Source organism: Nesterenkonia sp. E16_10 (genome assembly GCF_017347085.1).
GTDB lineage: Bacteria > Actinomycetota > Actinomycetes > Actinomycetales > Micrococcaceae > Nesterenkonia.
Map to the genome: position 1 here is coordinate 118,026 of NZ_JADPSA010000048.1, position 19,658 is coordinate 137,683.

The 19,658-nt window shown below is 69.5% G+C and carries 16 protein-coding genes; 5 read left to right on the forward strand and 11 right to left on the reverse strand.

What is annotated here, in order from left to right:
- Window positions 1–98 precede the first annotated feature (98 nt).
- A complete protein-coding gene (locus I2487_RS14785; protein WP_345941452.1) occupies window positions 99–1,070 on the forward strand; it encodes a FecCD family ABC transporter permease in 972 nt (323 codons plus the stop codon).
- 32 nt (window positions 1,071–1,102) lie between these two features.
- Here the strand turns inward: I2487_RS14785 and I2487_RS14790 are convergent, their stop codons facing one another.
- A complete protein-coding gene (locus I2487_RS14790) occupies window positions 1,103–2,716 on the reverse strand; it encodes an amidohydrolase (protein ID WP_207173072.1) in 1,614 nt (537 codons plus the stop codon).
- 11 nt (window positions 2,717–2,727) lie between these two features.
- Window positions 2,728–3,426 (reverse strand): FMN-binding negative transcriptional regulator, encoded by a 699-nt coding sequence (locus I2487_RS14795; RefSeq protein ID WP_207170351.1) that lies wholly within the window; start codon window positions 3,424–3,426, stop codon window positions 2,728–2,730.
- Between the two features lie 49 nt (window positions 3,427–3,475).
- Here I2487_RS14795 and I2487_RS14800 point away from each other — a divergent pair, with 49 nt between their 5' ends.
- A complete protein-coding gene (locus I2487_RS14800; protein ID WP_207170350.1) occupies window positions 3,476–4,924 on the forward strand; it encodes a M14 family zinc carboxypeptidase in 1,449 nt (482 codons plus the stop codon).
- Window positions 4,925–4,966: 42 nt separating this feature from the next.
- On the opposite strand, the gene I2487_RS14805 is transcribed toward I2487_RS14800, so the two are convergent.
- Window positions 4,967–8,596, reverse strand: coding sequence for a bifunctional proline dehydrogenase/L-glutamate gamma-semialdehyde dehydrogenase (locus I2487_RS14805; RefSeq protein ID WP_207170349.1), 3,630 nt, complete (start codon window positions 8,594–8,596; stop codon window positions 4,967–4,969).
- A 194-nt stretch (window positions 8,597–8,790) separates the two neighbouring features.
- Between I2487_RS14805 and I2487_RS14810 the strand changes: the two genes are divergently transcribed.
- On the forward strand, window positions 8,791–10,224 hold the full coding sequence (locus I2487_RS14810) for a GntR family transcriptional regulator (RefSeq protein WP_207170348.1): 1,434 nt from the start codon (window positions 8,791–8,793) through the stop codon (window positions 10,222–10,224).
- A gap of 13 nt (window positions 10,225–10,237) precedes the next feature.
- Here the strand turns inward: I2487_RS14810 and I2487_RS14815 are convergent, their stop codons facing one another.
- The 7 genes from I2487_RS14815 to I2487_RS14845 all read right to left on the reverse strand — a co-directional run bounded on the left by I2487_RS14815 (window position 10,238) and on the right by I2487_RS14845 (window position 17,591).
- The gene (locus I2487_RS14815; protein ID WP_207170347.1) at window positions 10,238–10,795 is read right to left on the reverse strand and encodes a dihydrofolate reductase family protein; all 558 of its coding nucleotides are present in this window, start codon (window positions 10,793–10,795) and stop codon (window positions 10,238–10,240) included.
- Window positions 10,796–10,948: 153 nt separating this feature from the next.
- On the reverse strand, window positions 10,949–11,740 hold the full coding sequence (locus I2487_RS14820; protein WP_207170346.1) for an ABC transporter ATP-binding protein: 792 nt from the start codon (window positions 11,738–11,740) through the stop codon (window positions 10,949–10,951).
- A 106-nt stretch (window positions 11,741–11,846) separates the two neighbouring features.
- Complete coding sequence (locus tag I2487_RS14825) at window positions 11,847–13,436, reverse strand: HNH endonuclease signature motif containing protein (RefSeq protein ID WP_207170345.1); 1,590 nt, start codon at window positions 13,434–13,436, stop codon at window positions 11,847–11,849.
- Between the two features lie 98 nt (window positions 13,437–13,534).
- Window positions 13,535–14,116 (reverse strand): GNAT family N-acetyltransferase, encoded by a 582-nt coding sequence (locus I2487_RS14830; RefSeq protein WP_207170344.1) that lies wholly within the window; start codon window positions 14,114–14,116, stop codon window positions 13,535–13,537.
- A complete protein-coding gene (locus I2487_RS14835; protein WP_207170343.1) occupies window positions 14,113–14,982 on the reverse strand; it encodes a PhzF family protein in 870 nt (289 codons plus the stop codon). Before I2487_RS14835 ends, I2487_RS14830 begins: the two co-directional genes overlap by 4 nt.
- 60 nt (window positions 14,983–15,042) lie before the next feature.
- Window positions 15,043–17,373 (reverse strand): heavy metal translocating P-type ATPase, encoded by a 2,331-nt coding sequence (locus tag I2487_RS14840; RefSeq protein WP_345941453.1) that lies wholly within the window; start codon window positions 17,371–17,373, stop codon window positions 15,043–15,045.
- Window positions 17,370–17,591 (reverse strand): heavy-metal-associated domain-containing protein, encoded by a 222-nt coding sequence (locus I2487_RS14845; RefSeq protein ID WP_207170342.1) that lies wholly within the window; start codon window positions 17,589–17,591, stop codon window positions 17,370–17,372. The genes I2487_RS14840 and I2487_RS14845 overlap by 4 nt, the downstream gene beginning before the upstream one ends.
- Window positions 17,592–17,709: 118 nt before the next feature.
- Here I2487_RS14845 and I2487_RS14850 point away from each other — a divergent pair, with 118 nt between their 5' ends.
- Together I2487_RS14850 and I2487_RS14855 are read left to right on the forward strand one after the other, a co-directional pair.
- On the forward strand, window positions 17,710–18,030 hold the full coding sequence (locus tag I2487_RS14850) for a metal-sensitive transcriptional regulator (RefSeq protein WP_255546489.1): 321 nt from the start codon (window positions 17,710–17,712) through the stop codon (window positions 18,028–18,030).
- A gap of 8 nt (window positions 18,031–18,038) precedes the next feature.
- Window positions 18,039–19,001 (forward strand): DMT family transporter, encoded by a 963-nt coding sequence (locus tag I2487_RS14855; protein ID WP_207170341.1) that lies wholly within the window; start codon window positions 18,039–18,041, stop codon window positions 18,999–19,001.
- Window positions 19,002–19,020: 19 nt separating this feature from the next.
- Here the strand turns inward: I2487_RS14855 and I2487_RS14860 are convergent, their stop codons facing one another.
- The gene (locus tag I2487_RS14860; RefSeq protein ID WP_207170340.1) at window positions 19,021–19,488 is read right to left on the reverse strand and encodes a hypothetical protein; all 468 of its coding nucleotides are present in this window, start codon (window positions 19,486–19,488) and stop codon (window positions 19,021–19,023) included.
- Window positions 19,489–19,658 lie beyond the last annotated feature (170 nt).

Sequence of the window (19,658 nt, forward strand, 5' to 3'; positions counted from 1 at the left end):
CGCGCGAACCCCTCACCCGCACCCACGACCGTCCCCATCGCCGCACCCGTCGCCCCCGTCGCCCCCTTCGATCCCTCCGTCCCCTTCGCTCCTGGCTCGTGGGCCTCGGGCTGTGTCTGGGCATCCTGGTCCTGAGCGTGACCGCGCTCGGCATGGGCGACTACCCGCTGAGCCCGGTCGAGGTGCTCACCGCACTCGCCGGAGGCGGCGGCTTCGACGCCACCGTGGTGCTGGAGTGGCGGCTGCCGCGGATCACCGCCGCGCTGGTCTTCGGCACCGCACTGGCGCTCTCCGGCGCGCTGTTCCAGACGCTGACCCGCAACCCGCTGGGCTCCCCGGACATCATCGGCTTCTCCACCGGCGCCTACACCGGGGTGCTGCTCGCCACGGTGGGGATCGGCGGGTTCACCATGGCCGACGGGCTGATCGGCACCTCGCTGGGCGCGCTGATCGGCGGTCTGGGCACCGCGCTGCTGGTGTATTTCCTGGCCTACCGCGACGGCATGCAGGGGTTCCGGCTGATCGTGGTGGGCATCGGGGTAACCGCGGCGCTGCATGCGGTGAACTCCTGGATCCTGCTGCGCGCGCAGACCGAGACCGCCATGGGCGCGGCGATCTGGGGTGCCGGCTCGCTGGGCCTGACCAGCTGGTCCGCGGTGCTCCCGGCCATCACGATCGTGCTTGCGGCGCTGCCGCTGCTGCTGATCTGCGTCCGGCCGCTGCGCCAGCTGGAGCTCGGCGACGACGTGGCGGCCTCCCACGGGGTCCGCGTGGAGCCGACCCGGCTCGCGATCCTCGGGATCGGGGTGCTGCTGACGGCACTGGTCACCGCCGCCACCGGGCCGATCGCCTTCGTCGCACTGGCGGCCCCACAGATCGCTCGGCTGCTGGCCCGCTCGCCGGGGATCCCGCTGGTGCATTCCGCGCTGATGGGCGCGCTGGTGCTGCTCGGATCCGACATCATCGCGCAACAGGCGCTGGCCCAGCCGATCCCGGTCGGGATGGTCACCGTGGTGCTCGGCGGCGGCTACCTGGCGGCCCTGCTGGCCTACCAGGCGCGAAGGGGCTGATCAGCTGGTCAACTGGCCGGCTGGCCGGCTGGTCAGCTGATCCCGTCGTGGGTCAGCCGGCCACCGAGCAGGGTCGCGGAGACCCCCATCTCGCGCAGCCCCGAGCCGGAGAAGCCACTGCCGCCATGTTCGCCGCCGCCGTGTTCGCCGCCGCCGAGCGGATCGGTCTCCAGCAGCACCAGGTCCGCCGCATCCCCCACGCTGAGCTGATGCCCTCCCCCGCCTGAGCCTCCCCCCGCGGTGCCGCCGCGGGTGGCCGCGGCGAGCGCAGTGGCTCGGTCCAGGCGCTGCTCGGGATGCCAGGCGTCCCGGCCGTCGCGACTGCGGCTGACCGCCGCGGCGATGGCCACCCAGGGATCCAGCGCGGCGACCGGGGCGTCGGAGCCCAGTCGCAGCGGCACCCCGGCGCGGGTGAGCGCGTCCAGCGGGAAGGCCCGGTCGGTGCGCCCGGCCCAGTAGGCGTCGGCCACATCGCGGTCATCCATGGCATGTTCGGGCTGCACGCTGGCGGTGAGCCCGAGCTGGGCGAAGCGCGGGATGTCCTCCCAGCGCAGCAGCTGGGCGTGCTCGATCACGCCTGGCATCGCCAGCGCCTCGAAGGCATCGAGCACCGCAGAGTTGGCCCGGTCTCCGATCGCATGGATCGCCGCGGCGATCCCGCCATCGCGGGCCTGGCGCATCACGTCCTGGAGCTCCTCCATGGGCACGGTCTGCATCCCGCAGCTGTGCGGATGCCCCAGGTCCACCTCGGGGTAGGGGTCCCAGCACCAGGCGGTGCGGGTGTTCAGCGAACCGTCGGAGATCACCTTCAGCGGCCCCATGGTCACCAGACCGCGCTCGTCGAGCACGTCTCCGGTGCGGATCCCGGCCAGCAGCGCGGACTGCAGCCGGTCGGGCCAGACCGAGACCTCCACGCGCAGCGAGTCCACCCCCGCCGCGGTGCGCAGCGGCCAGGCCGAGATGTTGTCCGCGTTCTCAAACTCCACGATCCCCACCACTCCGCGCTGCGCCGCCGCCTGCGCGGTCTGCCGGTAGATCTCCGGGGTCAGCGCGGCCGGGTCCTGCAGCTGGTCCATCACCGCGAAGGAGTCCGCCTCGCGCAGCAGCCCGCTGGCGTCGGTGGAGACCCCCAGTCGGGACTGCAGCGCCGTGTTGAGCCACATGCAGTGCAGATCCCCGCTGATCAGCCCCACCGGCACCGCCCCGGTCGCCTCATCCAGACTGCTCAGCGAGGGCAGGTCGGGCCAGAGCCCATCGCGGAACCCGTAGCCGACGACGCCGGAGCCCGCCGAGTCAGCACCTGCCGCGGCGAGCTCCGGATCGGAGCTCAGCGCACCGCGCACCAGCTGCAGCACCTCGGCGGCGCTGGTGGTCGCGGCGAGGTCGAGCCGCCGTCGCGCGATCACCCACTGGGTGAAGTGGACATGGTGATCCCACAGCCCGGGGATCAGGAAGCGGCCATCGGCGTCCAGGGCGTCGCCTCGCGGGCCCTCGGAGCCAACCTGCCGCACAGCCTGCCCGGCAGGCATGATCCCGGCGATCCGCCCATCGCGCAGCTGCACATCGCGCAGCCCGCTGCTCCCAGCGCCCGGGAGCCGCACGTTGCGCAGTGTCAGCGGTTCGGGATGCCGCGATCCAGGATTCATCGATCCAGGCGTCATCGGGCACCTCCGCCCAGTGCTGCACGATTCACCCGTTCCATCCGATCGGCCAGTGCCGGATCGGCGTAGGGACCGTTGCCGCGAAGCTCCTCGATGATGCTTCGCACCGAATCCATCGGCTTGTCCTGACTCATCTTCTCCTTGGCCTCGATCCTGGTGACGCGCATCCGGAAGCCGACCGTGCCGCGCACGATCCGTTGGGCGTATTCGCTGTTCTCCTGCGTCGCGTCGAGCAGGTGCGGGTCCGGGAGCGGGCTCTCGAAGTGCTCCACCAGCCGGTGCAGCACGTCTAAGTTCTCGGCATCCGAGAGCACCTCGGGCACCCCGTAGAGGTGCGCCACGGCGAAGTTCCAGGTGGGCACGTTGGGTCGGTAGCCGTACCAGCTCGGGGAGATATAGCCGTGCGGGCCCTGGATGATGGCAAGCAGCTCGCTCGGCTCGGTCGCCCCGGCAGCCGGCGCTCCTTCGCCGCCCAGCCCGAGCTTGACCTCATCGGGCCGCCCGACGTGGCTGAGCAGCACCAGCGCGCCGTCGTCCTCGGCCTGGCCCTCGGCCTCCTCCTGCAGCAGCACCGGATAGTGCGAGGCGACGAGCCCGGCCGGGGTGTGCGCCACGAAGGTGCACCAGGGGTGCTGCCTGATCAGGTCCTTGAGGGCCTCGAGATCCTCGAGGGCGTAGTCCGGGTTATGCCGCATCCCACTAGGATAGGGAGCTGCCCTGGCCCCACCAAGTGGAAGGACCGCCGTGAGCCACACCAGCGGACTCACCGCCCTGGAGCCGCTGACCAGCGCGGAGATCCTGGAACGGGCGGCAGGCCTGCCGGCAGTGCAGCACTACCCCAGCGTCGATGAGCTGCATGAGGCCTTCGCCGCGCTGGCCGCGCAGCATCCCGAGCAGATGAGCGTGACGCGGCTGGGGCATTCCCGCGCCGGGGAGCCGATCCTGCTCTACTCGATCACCGGTGAGGATGACGAGGAGGCCCGGGTCCTCTCCGGGCTGCTCGCCGGCGGGGTGCACCCGAACGAGCCGATCGGCTCCTGGACCATGCTGCACCTGGCCGAGCAGCTGCTCACCGAGGAGCGGCTGCGGCGCTCCCTGGCCAGCAGCTGGCACTTCCTGCCCTGTGCTGATCCGGACTCGATGCGGCTGAACGAGGGCTGGTTCCACGCGCCCGAGGACCGCGAGCTGTATTTCCAGAACTTCTACCGTCCGGCGGGCCCGGAACAGGTGGAGTGGACCTTTCCGTTCCGGTACAAGGCGGCGCACTTCGACGCGATGCTGCCCGAGACCCACGCCCTGCAGCGCGCCATCGATCTGACCCGGCCCGACTTCTACCTGCCGCTGCACAACGCCGAGTCCGGCGGGGCCTATTACTACCTCTCGGACACCCTCTGTGCCGCCCCGGGCTCCCGTGTGGAGCCGCTGCATGAGCTGCTCAGCGAGCTCCCGGCGGCCATGGGCGTCCCGCTGCACCGCGGAGAGCCCGAGGCGGCGCACTTCGAGATCCTCTCCCCCGGGATCTTCGCCATGGGCAGTCTCGAGGAGGCCTACGACTGGGTGGAGGCGCTGGGGCTGGACCCCTTCCCGGAGGGGTCCACCGGGGAGTCCTCCACCGGCTACGCGAGTCGCTGCGGCACCCTCTCGATGGTGGCGGAGATGCCGCAGTGGAAGCATCGGCTCGCCGATGACATCAGCCCCGGCGGCGCGTCCTACGCGTCTGCCCTGCGGGATCAGGCCGCGGCGCTGAGCGCCTCGGGCGTGCTGCTGATGGGAGTGCTGGGGCGCCTGGGGACGAGTGCTGCTCCCGAGCCGCCGCTGCTGCGCGCCAGCCGCGCGTTCCTTCCCCTGCTGGGCCAGGCCGCGCAGTCCCAGCGCGCCCGGGCCGAGGATCCGGCCGCTCAGCGCGAGGCGACCGTGGCCGAGCTCCACGGCCTGCAGGGCATCCTGCATATGTTGCGGCTGCGCTTCGGTGGCATGTTCCTGCGCGCGCTGGAGGAGCTGGGCCAGGCGGGGTCGCCGGGGGCGGCCAGCCTGGCCGAAGAGCTCTCCCCGGTCTACGAGAACTGGATGTCCGAGGCTGCCGAGCAGGAGCAGGATCTCGAGCCCATCCCGATCAAGGACGCCGCCGGGCTGCAGTACGGCGCGGTCCTCGCCCTGGCGGCGCACACGCTGCGGGTACGCCAGGGCGGCTGAGGCGGCTCAGGCGGGTGACGCGGCTCAGGCGGATGACGCGGCTCAGTCCACCGGCTGCTTGAGCTCCTCGGCCAGCCGGTGGAAGTCCCGCGCCGGGTTTCCGAAGCGGTGCAGGGTCATCGAGACGGCCTGCTCCTTGAGCCAGTAGCGCAGCTCCACACGGCCGGAGGCGGTGACCTCGTCGGGGAGCAGCGCCACCTCCGGACGGTCCGCCAGCTTCGTGCGCAGCGCAGGGTCCACGGCACCGAGCATGCGCACCCGGACGCCCACTCCGCGGTCATGACCCCCGGCGGCCAGGGCCTCGGCGAACTCACCCGTGGTCTCCTCGGTGGGCGTGAGCTGCAGCGTCCGGCTCCCGAGTTCCAAGGCCTTCGCGGTCGCGGCCGGCAGCTTGGGGCAGGCGGAGATGCGCACCTCGGCCCCGGCACGCTGTGCGGCGATCAGCGCGCGCAGCACCTGGACCGCGGTGGCGTCGACGCCCACACGCAGCAGCACGTCCTCGCCGAGGTAGCGGAAGATGTTGGCCTCGCTGCCCAGACCGGTGCGGTCGGCGGGCCTGCCGAACTCGGTCTCCCACCAGTGCTGGTCATCGGCGGCAGCCGCCGCGAGCCACGCCCGATCCGCTCCGGAGACGATCCCGGAGCCGACCGCTGACTCGATCAAGGTGGCCACGGTCTGCTCCAGCGGCGCTTCGGCGGAACCTGCGGCCGGCAGCTCGGAGCCGACGGTGTCATCTTCCCAGCGACCGAAGAGCATGACGTAGTTGGGGCCCCCGGCCTTGGATCCCAGGCCCACCGAGGACTGCTTCCAGCCTCCGAAGGACTGGCGCTGGACGATGGCTCCGGTGATGCCTCGATTGACATAGGCGTTTCCTACTTGAACCCTGTCGAGCCAGGTGGCCACCTCGCTGGGCTCCAGCGAATGGATGCCTCCGGTGAGGCCGAAGTCGACCTGGTTCTGCAGGTCGATCGCCTCCTTGAGGTCTGAGGCCTTCATCAGACCCAGCACCGGGCCGAAGACCTCGGTGAGGTGGAAGAAGGAGCCCGGCTTCACGCCGTCCTTGATTCCCGGGGACCAGAGCAGACCGGTGTCGTCGAGCTGCTTCGGCTCCAGCAGCCAGGACTCGCCGGGCTCAAGGGTGGTCAGTGCCCGGCGCAGCTTCTCGCTGGGCTCCTCGGTCAGCGGGCCCACCGTGGCGGCGAGGCTGCTCGGCCAGTCCACGATCATCGAGGAGGCGGCGTCGACCAGCTGGCGCCGGAACCGCTCGGAGTCATAGACGCTGTCCACCAGGATCCCCAGCGAGGCGGCGGAGCATTTCTGCCCGGCATGGCCGAAGGCCGAGTTGACCAGGTCTGCCACCGCGAGGTCGCGATCCGCCGAGGGCGTGATGACCAGGGCGTTCTTCCCGGAGGTCTCCGCGTTGATCGCCAGGGAGGGCTTCCAGGAGCGGAACATCGCCGCGGTCTCGGAGGCCCCGGTGAGGATCACCCGGTCCACGCCGTCGTGCGAGACCAGCCGCTTGCCGTCCGCGCCTTCGAAGGGATAGACCCCGTGCAGCACCTCCCGAGGCACGCCGGCGTCCCAGAGTGCGTCCAGGATCGCCATGGAACAGTGCGGGGTGTGGTTCGAGGGCTTGTGGATCACCGCGGCGCCTGCGGCGAGCGCGGCGAAGGTGCCGCCGGCCGGGATGGCCAGCGGGAAGTTCCACGGCGGGGTGATCAGCACCAGCCGATCCGGGATGAAGCGGGCATGTTCGACCTGTTCGATTTCAAGCGCGCTGTGCGCGTAGTAGCGGGCGAAGTCGATCGCCTCGGAGATCTCCGGATCCGTCTGCGCCACGGACTTGCCCACCTCGGCGGCGGCGATGGAGACCAGGTGGCCGCGACGCGCGGCGAGGATGTCGGCCGCCCGGTAGAGGATGCGTGCGCGTTCGACGGCGGGGCGCGCCGCCCACGGCTCGGCAGCCGCGCGGGCCTGCGCGACCAGCTCGTCGATCCGGTCGCCGCTGATCTTCTCCGGCAGCGACTGTGCCTCGAGCCAGCCCGGCTCGGAGGCGCGATCGATCGCCTGGGCGGCCCAGCGCTGGTTCGCCGGCAGCGACGGATCGGTATCGGGCTCGTTGGCGAAGGGCGGGAGGGCGGCGTCGTCGTCCTTGAACGCTTCGGCGCCCTGCTCAGACTCGGCGCTCCGGTCCTGGGTGTGCTGCGGGCTGGGCGCGGTGTGGCCATGCTTGCTGAGGATCTCCTCCAGCAGCGCGAGCGAGCCGCGGAAGCGCTGGGCCTCGCGCTCGAAGACTTCGCTGCTGCGGCCGGATTCATCCACGGACAGATCGAAGATGCCGGACATGAAGTTCTCGCTGGCGGCGTTCTCCTCGAGCCGCCGGACCAGGTAGGAGATGGCCACGTCGAACTCGGCGGGACGCACGGCCGGCACGTAGAGCAGCAGCTGGCCGACGTCGGCGCTGACCGCTTCGGCCTGTTCGGTGGCCATGCCCTGGAGCATCTCGAACTCCATCTGCCCGGTGACCCCGCGCTGGGCGCCGAGCAGGTGGGCGAAGGCGATGTCGAACAGGTTGTGCCCGGCCACGCCGATCCGCACCCCGGCCATGTTCTCTTCGGTCAGCAGCCAGTGCAGGACCAGCTTGTAGTTCGCGTCGGTGGCCTCCTTGGACTCACAGGTGACCTGGGGCCAGCCGGCGATCTCGCCGTGGACCTTCTCCACAGCCAGGTTCGCACCCTTGACCAGCCGGATCTTGATCCCGGCTCCGCCGGCCGCGACGCGGGCGTTGGCGAACTCTGCAAGCTCCTGGGTCGCTGCGAGCGCGTCCGGGAGGTAGGCCTGCAGCACGATGCCGCCCTCATAGTGCTTCAGCTCGGGGCGGGAGAGCAGGGTCTTGAAGACCGCGATGGTCAGGTTGAGATCGCGGTACTCCTCCATGTCCAGGTTGATGAACTTCGATCCGGCGGGCGCCTTCGCCGCCTCCTGGTACATCGGGATCAGCCGGGCGACCACGTAGTCCACGGTCGCCTCGAATCCCCACATGGAGATCTGGGAGGCGATGGAGGAGACCTTGATCGAGACATAGTCGACGTCCTCGCGGCGCAGCAGATCCACGGTGTCCTGCAGGTGCTTGTCCGCCTCGGCCTCGCCCAGCACCGCCTCGCCGAGGAGGTTGATGTTCAGCCGGTGCCCGTCCTGCTTGATCGAGGCCACGGCCTTGCCGAAGGGCTTGTCCCGGGCATCGACGACCATGTGCCCGACCATGGCGCGCATCCGCGCCCTTGCCGCGGGCACGACGACGTCGGGCAGCGTCTTGGCCAGCGCGCTGCCAGCGAGGATCTGCGCCCGGTCCAGGGCGGAGAGCGTGTCCGGGGCGAGTTCGCCCAGCTCGGAGAGCGCAGAGGCGGCGGCCTTGGTGTCTTCGGTGCGGATGACCCGGTCGACGAATCCCACGGTGAAGTCCAACCCGTTGGGGTGCGAGAGCACTGCGGAGAGGCGCTGCGCGGACTTGTCCGCGGCGGCATGATTCTTGCTGGGCCGGCTGCGCCGGCTCGGCTTCTCGGCCCCTGTTCCCGTTCCCGTCCCTGCGGGGTTGCGCTGCAGCCAGCGGGTGACCTTGGCGACCGCAGCCTCGGAGAGGTCGGTGAGCTCGGCGGTGTTCACGGGGGACATCGGGGCCTCATTTCACGCAGGGATATTTCATGCAGAGATATTTCACGCAGGCATATTTCACGCAGGCATGCGGGTTCAGCTCTTGGGGTGCTCGGTCTGCTGTCTTCCAGTGTGTGGCGACACACACCCGGAAGCCACGATATGGCGCACCGATCCATTACATCTTGAGTCAGAAACAGGCCATACTGGTGAGCATGCAGACCACCGGGCGGGGCCGTCCGCGGATCCAGGACACGGCCGATGACATCGTGGCCAGGGTCCTCGCCACCGCCGGGGCCAGGGTCAGCACCCCGGACTTCTCCACCCGCCGCATCGCCGAGCTCACCGGGCTGAGTCAGACCCTGGTCAGTCGCAGCTGCCGCAGGATCCGCAGAGCGGCCACAGGGGCCACAGGGGCCACAGAGACCAACGGCACCGCAGCGGCCGCCGGGCCGCGCGACCTGGTCGAGGAGACCGGGGCGCGCGACCTGGTCCTGGTGGAGGTGCAGGTCCGATTCCCCCAGATCGTGGTGCGCTTCGCCGCGCGACCGGTCACCGGTCCCGCGCAGCGGAGCGTCGCGGAACGTCGGGCCACGGCCCTGATGGCGGCGCTGCATGCCTCTGAGGCGGCGCACTGGCGGGTCAGGGAGGCCGGAGCGGTCAGCACTGGGGTGCCATCGCTTCAGGGCTCGGACCAGCTGAGCGCCTGCTGGGACGCCCACGACCCGGACTGGGAGCGATTCATGGACCGCACCGCCGCGCTGCTCACCCGCTGCGCCCCCACCGGCGACGCCGTCCCCGGGGGCCTGCTGGACCTCCTGGCCCGACGTGCCGGCCGAGGGCTGCACGGCACGGATTGGCGGCGAGAAGCCTCGAAAAACAGGTCCATTTTTGACTCAGATTCCGGCCTGGCGCCCGAGGACACCGCGCTGTCCGCTGAGCTGGAGAGATCACCGCGGAACCGCTGGTTCTCTCAGGTGGAGCTCTCGGTGACGGAGCAGATCGCCATCGCGCTGCGCCGCGAGATCACCAATTCAGGCTTCCGCGCGGGCGACCGGCTCTCCCCTGACGTGCTCGGAGGGCGTCTCAGACTCAGCCGCAGCGCCGTGCGATCGGCGATGAGCCGACTGGTCGATGACGGGTTGCTGGACTTCCACCAGGGCGGTTTCAGGGTGCCCGCGGTGACGGGGGCAGACGTCGTCGACCTCTACGCCGCGCGACTGCACCTCGGCATGGTGCTGCTCAGGGCCTGCGCCGTGCAGCCTCGGCACCGGATGCTGCCGGTGAGACTGGCGCTGGGGGCGGTGGAGGCTGCGGCGACCCAGGGCACCCGATCCGACGTCGGCCTGACAGATCTGCAGTTTCAACAGGAGCTGGCGGAGGCCTCCGGGCTGAGCCAGTCGGCCCGCGGGTTCCACGCCCTGACCCTGCGGGTGCGGATGTTCATCGCCGTGCTGGGCCTGGACTACAGCCCCGCGGTGGAGCGCATCGTCGGCGACGATCGGCGCATCCTGAGCGCGGTGCTGGCCGGAGACGCCGAGGCCGCGGTGCGTGCCTGGCGGTCGAAGCTGGACAACGCGGTGCGGCATATGTCGGCGCTGGCTCCGGAGTCCTTCGACGCGGAGCTGTGGGCGCGGCTGAGCCGCTAAGAGCTCCCACCGTTCAGCGCGTCACGGCGTAGCTGAGCTGCACCATTCCGTTGCCGAACCGGTGTTCACCGCGCAGGGTCAGCGCCATCTTCATCTTCGGCAGCATGCGAAGACCACCGCCGAGCACCACGGGGCAGATCAGCAGGTGGACCTCATCGACGAGACCGTGGCGCAGCGCGTGGGCGGCGAGGGTGGGGCCCTCGATCGTGAGATCCTCGGCGCTGGTGTCCTTGATCCGCTGGACCTCAGCTGGATCGAAGTCGCGCTCGATCCTGGTGCGCCTGGTGGTGACCTCGGTCAGCGTCGTGGAATAGACGATCTTCTCTGCGGCCGTCCAGATCTTGGCGAACTCCGCCTCCTGCGGCGAACCCTCGGCCAACGAGGGGTCCGTCTCCCAGACGCTCATCAGCTCATAGATCTTTCGTCCGTAGAGATAGGTGCCGATCCCCCGGGTCTGGTCATTGATGGACCGCATGACTTCCTCGTCGGGCTCACCCCACTGGAAGTCCCCGGCCTCATCGGCGACGTAGCCATCGGCCGAGACGAGCATGAAATAGATGAGCTTCCCCACTGCGACCTCCTGGGTGTCCGCTGCCGCTGCGCAACAGTTTCACACGCGCCGGGAGCAGCGCGGAATGCTCCACGACTGACTCTGCAGACTCGGGCACCTGGGCCTGCAGACTCGGGCGCCTGGGCCTGGAAGCCTCGGGCGCCGGGCGCTGACTCAGAGCACCGGCGCCCTGGGGATCATCAGGGGCTTGCCGGTCTCCGGATCTTCGATGACGCGGGATTCCACGCCGAAAACGCTGCGGATGGTCTCCTCGGTGCCGACCTGCTCCGCGGTGCCTTCGGCGGCGATGCGCCCGTCCTTCATCGCGACGATGTGCGAGGCGTAGCGCAGCACCTGGTTGATGTCGTGGAGCACCGCCACCAGGGTGCGCCCCTCACGCTGCAGCCGGGAGCAGAGCTCAAGGATCTCGATCTGGTGGGCGATGTCGAGGTAGGTGGTCGGCTCATCGAGCAGCAGCAGCGGGGTCTCCTGGGCGAGCGCCATCGCGATCCAGGCCCGCTGGCGCTGGCCTCCGGACAGGGCGTCCACCTCGCGACTGGCAAGCTGGGTCATTCCGGTGTTCTCCAGCGCGGAACGCACGGCCGCCTCATCCTCGTGGCCCCAGCGCTTGAACATGTGCTGATGCGGATGCCGTCCACGGGAGACCAGGTCGAATACCGTGATGCCGTCCGGCGCGATCGCGGACTGCGGGAGCAGGCCCACCGTGCGCGCCAGCTCCTTGGTGGGCATGTTGAAGATGGATTCGCCGTCGAGCAGCACCTGTCCCCCGGTGGGCTTGATCAACCGGGCGAGGCTGCGCAGCAGTGTGGACTTCCCGCAGGCGTTGGGGCCCATGATGACGGTGAACGACCCATCCGGGATCGTGATGGTCAGGTCTTCGAGCACCTGACGCTCCTCATACCCGGAGGTCAGGCTGGAGGCTGAAAGCCGGTATTCGTCGGTCATCGGGTCCTTCGTGGCGGCGGGGTCCCGCGCCGGGGCAGCGTGCTGGGCCTTGGAGCAGGGGCCGCAGCCTGGTGGTGCTCCCCGGGGCGCTCGTGTCAGGGCCAGCTTACGGGCTCGCCGAGGGTGGCCGATCAGCGGGGAGGTCGAGGAATCCAGCGGTCTTGAGCCGATGATGCTTTCGGCACAGCGCCCACAGGTTGGACGCCGTGGTCTCCCCGTGCGGCCAGGGAATCTGGTGATCGATGTCGCAGTGCTCCGCTGCGACCATGCACCCCGGTGCCTGGCAGGTGCCATCGCGGAACTCAATGGCCCGTCGCAGCAGCTTGGGCACAAATCGGCTCTCGTAGACCCGCACCAGGGGCTCGAGTGCGATGCGGAGCGGATCCGGCGAGGCACCAGGCGGGTCCGGCAGGTCCGGCGGGGCGGACGGTTCGATTCGGGTGCGCGGCACGCCTTGCGGAGTGGTTGGCGCCGCACCCGGCGGAGTGGTTGGCGCCGCGCCCGGCGGTGAAGCTGGGAGCGCGGTCGGTCGCGGCACCGGGGTCCAGGTGATCTGGTGTTCCGGGCTGAGGATGATCCGACGAATCATCTCCGCTGGATAGGCGTGCCGTCGATTCCGGCTCCACGCGGGCCGACCTGCACTGTGGGTGGCGCCGGTGGCATCGATGGCACCGGTGGCGTCGGTGGGGCGAACCGAGTCCACCAGAAGGGTCTCGGGCTCGATCAGGATTCCGACGTGGGCGTTGATCGCGATGTCGGAATCGGCCCCTCCATTGAGCAGCCAGCTCGAGAAGAGATCCGCCTCTCGCTGGGCCTGAGTTCGGGGATCCCCTGCCGCTCGGCTCAACGGCGCAGCGGGTTCGACCATCGCTGCCGCGGCGACCTTCGGGAGACCCTCGGCGGATACCAGCCGAGGAGCCTCCCAGTCTGCACTGGATCCATCATCGGACCCCTCACTCGGCAGTCCGAGCCAGTCGAATCCGCCTGGGTGGACCTCTGCGCGGAGTGCGGCAGGCGCGGCCGGAGCCGGAGCGGGCTTCGCTACGCACGGATCGTAGGGGACATCGCGCTTCGGGCTGCGGGCCACCTCCACCAACCGGTTCTTGATGGCCTCGGCGGTGAGGGTGGGGAGCATCGCGTGGAGGATGCTGACTCCATCCTCCAGGTGCTCCAGCCAGACTCCGCGCTCCGCGTGGCTGCGGTGACAGCGCTGGACGTGCTGGTCCGGCTCCGTGCGGGCCACGAAGCGGTTCAACCAAGCGGTGAGCCGTGCAGGGCGATGCGTCACGGCATAGACGGCGGCCTGGACATCGAGCCGCTCGCGGTGCACCGGGGAGACGAGACGCTCAGCGGCCGAGATCACCCGGACCAGGGAACGGATGGGCACGTCACCGGCGCGCACCGCACCCCACACTCGCGGCAGGTGCTGCCGAGCGAAACACGCCTGCCGGTGCTGGGTGTAGACCTGCCCCTCGCTGAGGCCCAGAGCCTCGGCCGCGTTCATGATGGCCGCCGATTCGGCGGTCGCGCGGCCGCGAGTGCTGCCCATGAGTTCGGGCTCGGTCACCTCGACCTCACGCAGGAAGGATTCGACGTAGCCCACGAGCAGCCGCAGCTGCTCGGCCTGACCACGATTCAGCAGCCGTTGGGACTCCCGGAGCGGCTCTGCATTCGGATCAGTGAGTGCAACCTGCATGATTCGAATATATCTTCTAATGCGGTGAGACTCAATAGTTCAGTTCGTGCCAATTTGGTTTTATTTGGAAGGAAGTCAGAGGTCGCTTGAGGTCAGCTTCAAGGCCGCACCATCCGAGCATCTGTGATGGCAGGAGCGCCAGGGTCCTGCTTCTCAGCCCCGTCGAATCGGAAGCCATTGCGCAGATAGAAGGCGATGGCGCGTGGATTTTGCTTGGCCACCCAGAGGCTGACGGGTTCCGAACCCGAGCCAGGCCCGGGTTCCGAGTCCGAGCCAGGTCCCGGCCCCAGCGTCGCGTCCAACAGCGCCTGACCCGCCCCGATGCCGTGATGGCTGCGGAGCACGTAGAGCATATAGAGGGAGCGAGCCGGAGACGCAGCCGACTGTGCCTGCTCCTGGGCCGGTCCGGCCATCGCGAAGCCGACGAACTCGCCGTCGGACTCCGCCAGCCGGATGCGCCACTCGTTCCGCGACTCACCGAGGAGCTGCGTCCACATCTCGCGGCGCTGGCGGGAGTGCCCCTCGGTGAAGAACCCCTCGGGAAGCAGGTCCAGATAGGTCTCCTTCCAGGTGGCCACGTGCAACGCTGCGATGCGCTCCGCATCCTCGCAGCGCGGCCCCCGGATCACCACTGGCGAGGGCGCCGGCGCCGCACGGCCTTGTGCCTGAGGTCCGGTCATCCCTGCACCGTCGGCTCCCCCACCTCGATGGTTCCGCTCACCGCGACCTCGGCCCGGCCGCCGACCCACAGCGACTCGCCGTCACCCTCGACGTGGATCCGGCCGCGGCGCTGCAGCACGGTGCCCTGACTGGCCACATAGGGCGGGGACATCTTGCCCGAGTACTCCAGCCACTGGGCCACCGAGGCATTCAGGCTCCCGGTCACCGGATCCTCGCGCAGCGCCCCGGTGTCATCCGAGAAGAAGGCCCGCAGCTCGAGCGCGGTGTCCGCACCCTCAGGCTGCAGCGCCACCACGCCGAAGTGCCGGTACTCCGGATCGGTGATCCTGGAGAGGTCCGGGGTGACGCCCAGCACGGTCTCCACACTTTCGAGCAGCAGCGCGACCCATCCGGGGCCGTTGTCCACCCAGGCCGCGTCCAGCACCTGGTCCGGGGTGAGCCCGAGCGCCTCGGTGAGCATCTGGCGGGCGGCCTTCGGGACCGGTCCCGATCGGACCAGACCCGGGGCGCCGAAGGACAGCGTCCGGTCTCCGATCTGTACCGGGACCAGCCCCACACCGCATTCCTGGACGACGACGCCGGCGGATCTCGGCTCGTGGCCGAGGTCCAGCCAGGCGCGGGCCGAGCCGAGGGTGGGGTGGCCGGCGAAGGGCAGCTCCTTGTCCAGGGCGAAGATCCGCACCCGGTAGTCCGCCTCGGCAGTGGTCGCAGGCAGCAGGAAGGTGCACTCGGAGAGGTTGGTCCAGCGCGAGATGGTGCGCATCTGCTCGTCGGTGAGACCCTCGGCCTCGGCGATCACTGCGACAGGGTTGCCCATGAATGGTCCGTCACCGAAGACGTCGACCTGGCGAAATGGCTTCAACATGGGCTCATCTTAGACAGTGTTCTACCGGCCTGTTCTCAGGCAGGACTCGGACCCTCCACCTCAGACGCCCTTGAATCCGCGCAGCCGCAGGCTGTTGCCCACCACCGAGAGCGAGGAGAAGACCATCGCGGCACCGGCGAGCATCGGGTTGAGCAGGCCCAGTGCGGCCAGTGGAATGGCGGCGACGTTGTAGCCGAAGGCCCAGAACAGGTTGGACTTGATCACCCGCAGGGTCCGACGGGAGAGCGCCAGGGCATCTGCGACCGAGCGCAGATCTCCGCGCATGACGGTGATCCCGGCGGCGTTGATCGCCACATCGGTGCCGGTGCCCATCGCGATGCCCAGGTCAGCTTGGGCCAGCGCTGCGGCGTCGTTGACCCCGTCCCCGACCATGGCCACGGTCCGGCCCTGTTCCTGGAGTCGGCGGATCGCCGCGACCTTGTCCTGCGGCAGCGCCTCGGCGATGACCTCTTCGATGCCCACCTCGGCGGCCACCCGATCCGCGGCCCCCGCGTTGTCCCCGGTCAACAGCACGACCGAGAGCCCCATGGCGGCGAAGCGGGCCACGGCCTCGGCGGAGGTGTCCTTGACCGCGTCCGAGACGATCAGCACTCCGGCGAAGCTGCCGTCCACCGCGACCAGCACCGGAGTCGATCCCTGCGACTCGGCCTGGGCCAGCAGGCCGGCCACCTCATCGGGGAGCTCGATCTTGTGCTGCCGCAGCAGCTCGCGGCGGCCCACCATCACGGTGCGCTCCGAGACCGTCCCGGAGACGCCGTAGCCCTGATGGTTCGTGAAGTCACTCGCCGCGGGCAGCTTCCCGGAGGTCGACCCCAGCGTCTCGCGCGCGGCGTTGGTCACGGCGCGCGCGATCGGGTGCTCGGAGGCGGATTCAAGCGCTCCGGCGAGGCGGAGCAGCTCGGCGTCGTCGTCGCGCTCGCCGGCCCGGTCGCGCTCACCGTCGCCGGAAGAGACCGACGCCGCCCAGGCCCGCGCGGAATGCATCGCTGCCAGCTTCATCGCCCCGGTGGTCACCGTGCCGGTCTTGTCCAGCACCACCGTGTCGATCCCGCGCGAGGCCTCGAGCACCTCGGGGCCTCGGATCAGGATCCCCAGCTGTGCGCCGCGGCCGGTGCCGACCAGCAGTGCCGTGGGGGTGGCCAGTCCGAGCGCACAGGGACACGCGATGATCAGCACGGCCACCGCGGCGGTGAAGGCCGATTCGGCCGAGGGGCCGAAGAGCAGCCAGAGCAGCAGCGTGAGCAGCGCGATGCCCAGCACGATGGGCACGAAGATCCCGGAGATCCGATCGGCCAGCCGCTGGACCTGGGCCTTGCCCGATTGCGCCTCCTCCACCAGACGGGCCATCTGGGCCAGCTGGGTGTCGGCTCCGACCCGTGAGGCGCGGACCACCAGCCGTCCGGAGGAGTTCATCGTGGCCCCGGTGACGCTGTCGCCCTGAGCGACCTCCACCGGCACCGATTCTCCGGTGAGCATCGACATGTCCACGGCGGATGCGCCGGTGAGCACGACGCCGTCGACAGCGATCTTCTCCCCCGGGCGCACGATGAACTCATCTCCCACCGCGAGCTCGCGCACCGGGACGAGCACCTCCGCGCCCTCGCGCAGCACCGCGACCTCCTTGGCGCCCAGGTTCAGCAGCGAGCGCAGCGCCTGGCCGGCCCGGGACTTGGAGCGCTTCTCGAAGTACCGGCCCAGCAGCAGGAACACCGTCACCGCGGCGGCCACCTCGAAGTAGATGTTGGCGGCACCCATGGAGTGGGCGGCGTCGGAGGACCAGACCGGCTCGGCGAAGAACACGAACTGGTGGCGCAGCTGCGGATCTCCGGCGGCGCCGAAGAGCATGGCGTACAGCGACCAGAGCAGCGCCGCGAGCGTGCCGAGTGAGATCAGCGTGTCCATGGTGGCGGTGCCGGCGCGGGCGTTCAGCGCCGCGGCACGGTGGAAGGGCCAGCCGGCCCAGAGCACCACAGGCAGGGTCAGCGCGAGCGAGACCCAGTTCCACCAGGGGAACTGCAGCGCAGGGACCATGGCCAGCAGCACCACGGGCACGGTGAGCCCGGCGGAGATCAGCAGACGACGGCGCAGCCCGAGCAGGTCCCTCGCTGCGGGGCTCGCGGCAGAGGCCTCTTCGGTGAGCGGCGCGGGCTCCTGTGCGCTGTACCCGGTCTTCTCCACTGCCGCGATGAGCTGTGCCACGGCGGTTTCGGAATGATCCGCGATCTGGACCGCCGCCTTCTCGGTGGCGTAGTTCACGGTGGCCGTGACGCCCTCGAGCTTGTTGAGCCTGCGTTCCACGCGCTGGGCGCAGGCCGCGCAGGTCATTCCACCGATCTCGAGCTCGATGCGCTCGGTGCCGGCCGAGCTCACGACTGGCGCGCGGCGTCGTAGCCGGCCTCGTCCACGGCGGTGAGCACCGCCTCGTCGGTGAGCGCTGCGCCCTCGGCGAGGGTGAGGTCCAGCAGCCCGGTCTCCGCGCTGACCTCCAGGCCGGAGACGCCGGGGAGCTGCTCGACCTCGGCTCGGACCGCGCTCTCACAGTGCCCGCAGGACATTCCCTCCACGCTGTATCGGCGGGTCTGGGTCATGATGGGCTCCTCGAGGAATCGATCGGCGGTGCAGGAATACTCCCAAATATACCCCCTAAGGGTATATTTGAGGAACATAGCTCATATAGTGGTGACCTTGGCCACCGGAGGAGGATCCATGGACAGCGCAGCGCTCGAGAACCCTGCCGAGGAGCATCACCACGGGTACATGACGCAGAAGGACAAGTACCTCTCCCGGCTGCGCCGGATCGAGGGGCAGAGTCGCGGGATTCACCGGATGGTGGAGGAGGATGCCTACTGCATCGACATCCTCACTCAGATCAGCGCCACCACGGCGGCCCTGGAGAACGTGGCGATGGCCCTGCTGGAGGACCATCTGCGGCACTGCGTGGCAGACGCCGTCGCCGCAGGAGGGGATCAGGCCGAGGAGAAGCTCCAGGAGGCCACCGCCGCCATCCGCCGTCTCGTGAAATCCTGACCCGCCCCATGATGACACCCGCGCGCGGCGTCGCCCTGATGGTTCTCGGCACCCTGGCCATGGCCGGCTCCGCGGCGATGATCTCCGCCATCGACGGCGAACCGCTCAGCGTCGCGGCCTGGCGCTGCCTGCTCGCGGTGCCGATGCTGCTGCCGCTGGCGGCCTGGGAGCTGTTGCGCCGGAGGGGCAGGGCGAACCTCTCGCGGGGCACGATGATCGGTGCGCTGATCGCCGGTGTGGCCCTGGGCGTGGACTACAGCTTTTACAACACCTCGATCAACATGATCGGGCCGGGCATCGCGACCGTGCTGATCAATGTGCAGGTCGTGATCCTGCCGCTCATCGCCTGGGCGATGGAGGGCGTGCGGCCGATGCGCCAGCTGGCACTGATCATCCCGCTGATGCTCGCCGGGGTGGCGTTGACCGCCGGGGCGCTGGATCTGGAGAACATCCAGCTCGCGGGGGTGCTGGCCGGACTCGCGGCGGGCACCGGCTATGCGCTCTATCTGGCGATCATCCGCCGCACCGCGCCGAAGGAGCCTCGGCGCCACAGGTCCGCGCCGTTCACGATCCTCAGCCTGGTCTGCCTCTCCGCCGGGGTCACCACCGCGCTGACTGCCGCCGGACTGGGTCGCCTCGAGGTGCCCCAGGGACTGGACGGCTGGGGGCCGATGCTCGCGCTGGCCTTCGTGGGGCAGGTGCTCACCTACCTGTGCTTCAACGTCGCCATGACCGCGATCTCCGAGACCGCCTCCAGCACACTGATGCTGCTCTCGGCGGTCTTCGCGGTGGCGCTTGCGGCGGTGCTCTTCGCCGACATCCCCAGCGCCTGGCAGCTGGTGGGCTGCGCGATGATCATCGGCGGTGCCTGGTGGAGTGCCGTGGCGGCACGCAGAAGGGCCGGAGGCGCGGTGCCTCCGACCCTTCCAGCTGGCTCATCCGAGAAGGACTGGACGAGCTCGCGGCGCTGAGCCGCTCCGGTTCATCGGATCAGTGGTCGTGATCCTCATGGTCATGATCCTCGTCGTCGTGACCTTCTTCGCCCTCCGCGTGCTCACCCTCGTGCTCCTGCGCGCCCTCGGCCGTGCGGCCATCGACAGCGGCGATCTCATTCGGGGTGAAGTCCAGCTCGGCGGAGTTGATGATCTCCATCGAGCCGAGATCCACCATGTGCAGGGTCTGGGCATCGGGCTCGGTGATGTACGCGATGTCATCGACCACGCGGATCGCCGGGCGCGGCTCCTGCCACTCCTCGGGCTCGGTCCACTCCTCCATGATCTCCAGCTGATCGGTGTGCTCGCCGGTCTCTGGATCGATGACATGCAGCTGGCCGTCCTCGGCCAGCACCAGGGCCTCTCCCTCCGGTCCACGGGCCAGGGAGCGGAAGTTGTAGGCGGCGTCGAGGTCGACGATCGTGATCTCACCGCTGGCGGTGTCCACCAGGGACACCTCGGTCATCGGCTCCTCGCCCTCGGAACCGGTGTTGTAGTCACCTAGGAAGATCGGGGAGTCTTCGGCCGGGAAGAGGTTGGGCGGATTCTGGCGGTCATTGCAACAGGAGGTCTTCGATCAGTTCGATCGGCTTCTGAAAACCTAGTCTTTTCCGTGGTCGATCATTGAGTTCCTGG